The 2733-nt window shown below is 46.5% G+C and carries 2 protein-coding genes and 2 pseudogenes; 1 reads left to right on the top strand and 3 read right to left on the bottom strand.

Translation table 11 applies throughout. The annotated features are described in order from the left end of the window. The 3 genes and pseudogenes from PSI15_RS17500 to PSI15_RS17510 form a co-directional block, all read right to left on the bottom strand. A pseudogene (locus tag PSI15_RS17500) lies at nt 1-614 on the bottom strand (phage baseplate protein); the annotation flags it as partial. 4 nt (nt 615-618) lie between these two features. Then, the gene (locus PSI15_RS17505; RefSeq protein WP_273584632.1) at nt 619-1272 is read right to left on the bottom strand and encodes a DUF2612 domain-containing protein; all 654 of its coding nucleotides are present in this window, start codon (nt 1270-1272) and stop codon (nt 619-621) included. Beyond that, nucleotides 1269-1463, bottom strand: a pseudogene (locus tag PSI15_RS17510) (baseplate J/gp47 family protein); the annotation flags it as partial. The gene PSI15_RS17505 and the pseudogene PSI15_RS17510, both read right to left, overlap by 4 nt. Nucleotides 1464-1616: 153 nt before the next feature. Between PSI15_RS17510 and PSI15_RS17515 the strand changes: the two are divergent. Further along, nucleotides 1617-2372 (top strand): Thoeris anti-defense Tad2 family protein, encoded by a 756-nt coding sequence (locus PSI15_RS17515; protein WP_273584633.1) that lies wholly within the window; start codon nt 1617-1619, stop codon nt 2370-2372. Nucleotides 2373-2733 lie beyond the last annotated feature (361 nt).

The raw sequence follows: 2733 nt of genomic DNA on the forward strand, positions 1-2733 counted from the left end.
GCGGTGAAAGCATAGTCCCCTGCCGGTGCATAGTTACCTTTCGCCTGATACCGCTGATCCCCCTCTGCTTTGGTGTAACTCTCACCTTTCATGGCGTAATTACCCGCCGGGGCGTAGTTGCCTTTCGGCTGGAAATTAGTGTCAGACTCCGCTTTTGAATAGCTGTAACCCGCTGCCTGATAATTACCCAGCGGCTGGAATTTTTTATCTGCCTCACCTTTGGTGTATACGTCAATATCACCGGCGGTCAGGTCAGCTTTCAGTTCCGTCCATGCGGTACCGGCAGCCGGTTCGGTATTGTTATTTTCAATCTTTGACTGCCAGGCTTTTTTATTGTGATACACGATACTGCGTATCGGGTAAGGAGCACCTGCTTCCGACCATTTAGCGTAACCAAAGATCTGAACTTCCCCGACCGCACCGGTAATATCATGGAAGATACTGTTCATCTTCTCGCGTTCGATATCTTTGGCGGCCGGATCCGTCGCCTGGTCACGTTCATAGTCGTAGCCATAGCCTTGCGTGTAGGAAACGGAACCATCGGGTTGCACTTCATTAGGAATAGAAACCCGGTCCCCTTGCGCCGCGAAGGGGGTTTTAAATGTTTTTGTCATGGTATTATGCTCCGAAGTTACTGCTTAAGAAATTGGTGTGTTTGTGGCCAAAGCCAAAGGCTTTTTTGGTGACAACGCGGTATTTCACGCCGACGCCAGAAGGACGCGGCATCAGGTCGAAGTTCTCCAACAGCACCCGTAAGTTTTCATCCGGATTGAAGTTGAAGACGTAATACATGTAGGTCATGTCGAGCGGATCAAGCACAAAGACTTTGCTGTCATTGCGCCAGAAAAAGCGCTCCAGAAAGGTATTGATATTGCTCACCGTCGGGCTTTGTGTCAGGTTAAAGTAGCGCATCCGGATAATGAGTCGTTTTTGTTCCGCTGTGAGCATCAGGGTGTAATCGGCGTTGCGCCGAAAATTGCCCTTAAAATTGCGTTTCTTACCGAAGCCAAAGCCGATTTTGGTTTTGTCACTGGGTGAAACATCAATCCCCAACGAGACATCCAGAATACGCGCCCAGACCGCCAGTCCGAAGTCATTGGCCGTATCAATATTGAAGACATCCCGAGTCCAGTGATGCCAGAAAGCCACATTAGCGCGGTGAAAATAATCTGCCTTGCGCCGGGCCAGTGTTTTCAGTTTTTCGGCGTTCTCGTACTGCCACAATATCGCCCGCAGCAGATCGGAGTGAAAATCAAGCCGTTGTATCTTCATACGATCACCACCTGTACCGAACCGCGGTGCAGCCGCGCCACTTCATTGAGTTTGATGGGAATAACGCCCACCGCCCACGCTTTGCCGTCCCGTGACAATTCGACTTTAGTAATAAAGAGACGCGGCTCAATGGCATTGATAGCGGCGGCGATTTCAAAAGGGGAAACTTCATGCCCTACCACCAGCCCGTTTACAACTCAAAAAAACAATCAATGTCTTTCAAATTATATAACTCTCAATGGGTAAGATCTCATTGAGATAAAAATCCGGCTTAAATAAAATTTATGGTTATTTAGCAGCGGAATGAGATTACCTTTATTAATTCATCATTAAATGAGGTGTTTATGTCTGAAGTTAATAATCCAGAAAAACAATGCCAAATTATTCCCTCACAATACAAGATTGATGCGATAACTGCGCCTGTCGGCACTTGTCCGTGGGCAATCGTTCAGGTATATCTGGGAAATAAATTGCACCGCAGTGATTGGGATGCACCGGGTGAGCATATGCGCCTGACATCTCATGATCCAGTTTATATCGAAAAGAGCAATAAGCATGGTGAATGGTTTCCGTGGCAGCCAACACCCGATGACCTGATGGCATGTGACTGGCATTTGCTGAAATCTGGTTCAAAGCCACAGCCCACAGATTGTATGGTGAACTTTAATCTTGTAGTCGGTACGGGATCTTTTTCTAACCAAGATCAGATGTGGGGATATCTTGCTGATGCGGAATTTGAACCTGCCGGTGAGCATCTTGGCCCATTCGGTACGTTGACTGGCTTCCAGAATAAAACCGCTATCACAAAATTTGCATTGCTCGTCTGGGATGGGTTAAACCAGAAAATCTTTATCCGGGTCTTTTCGGATAACAATCAAGCTGGTTATCAGAAGCTGGTGGATTTATTTAAGCAGAATCTCACGCTAACGGTGGATGGTACTCCTTATCAATTGGGTAGCAGTATTGACAGCCATTTATTTGGCAAACACGAATACGAATTTATTGGCGAGTACGGTAACAACGATGCCAAAAACTTGGGTAGTCTGTTGCAACAACAAAATGCAGGAGATTCACTACCTTATTGTTTCAACTGGAAATAGCTCTCCCAGATCTACTTTAGGCTGCTCTTCATTCGGTGTGGCCTTTTTTATCACCGCTTTCCGTTTTTCCTCCCTCATTTGAGGGGTGAAAATAATAAGTGGCCATCAATTTACTCACTGAATTTGCCACCGCAATCACTTTAATCACATCCGCATACACGCATTGCGGCTGGCATCCTATTAACTCAATTCACAGGGGCGAACTTATTTCACCCCACGGACGCCCATTATTCTGATGGGGTGGAATATGCGTATGGACAAATACACCAGCCCCACTGCCTACGGATCAGGGCGCGAGCATACTTTTGGGTTCATCTATTGAATGAAACCTAATGACATGATCTAATAACGATTATTTCTT

Source organism: Xenorhabdus sp. PR6a (genome assembly GCF_028599065.1).
Classification (GTDB): Bacteria; Pseudomonadota; Gammaproteobacteria; order Enterobacterales; family Enterobacteriaceae; genus Xenorhabdus; species Xenorhabdus doucetiae.

Bases quoted from the DNA above. Each gene is read 5' to 3' on its own strand.
- PSI15_RS17505 (WP_273584632.1), bottom strand. From the start codon at position 1,272: ATGAAGATACAACGGCTTGATTTTCACTCCGATCTGCTGCGGGCGATA.
- PSI15_RS17515 (WP_273584633.1), top strand. From the start codon at position 1,617: ATGTCTGAAGTTAATAATCCAGAAAAACAATGCCAAATTATTCCCTCA.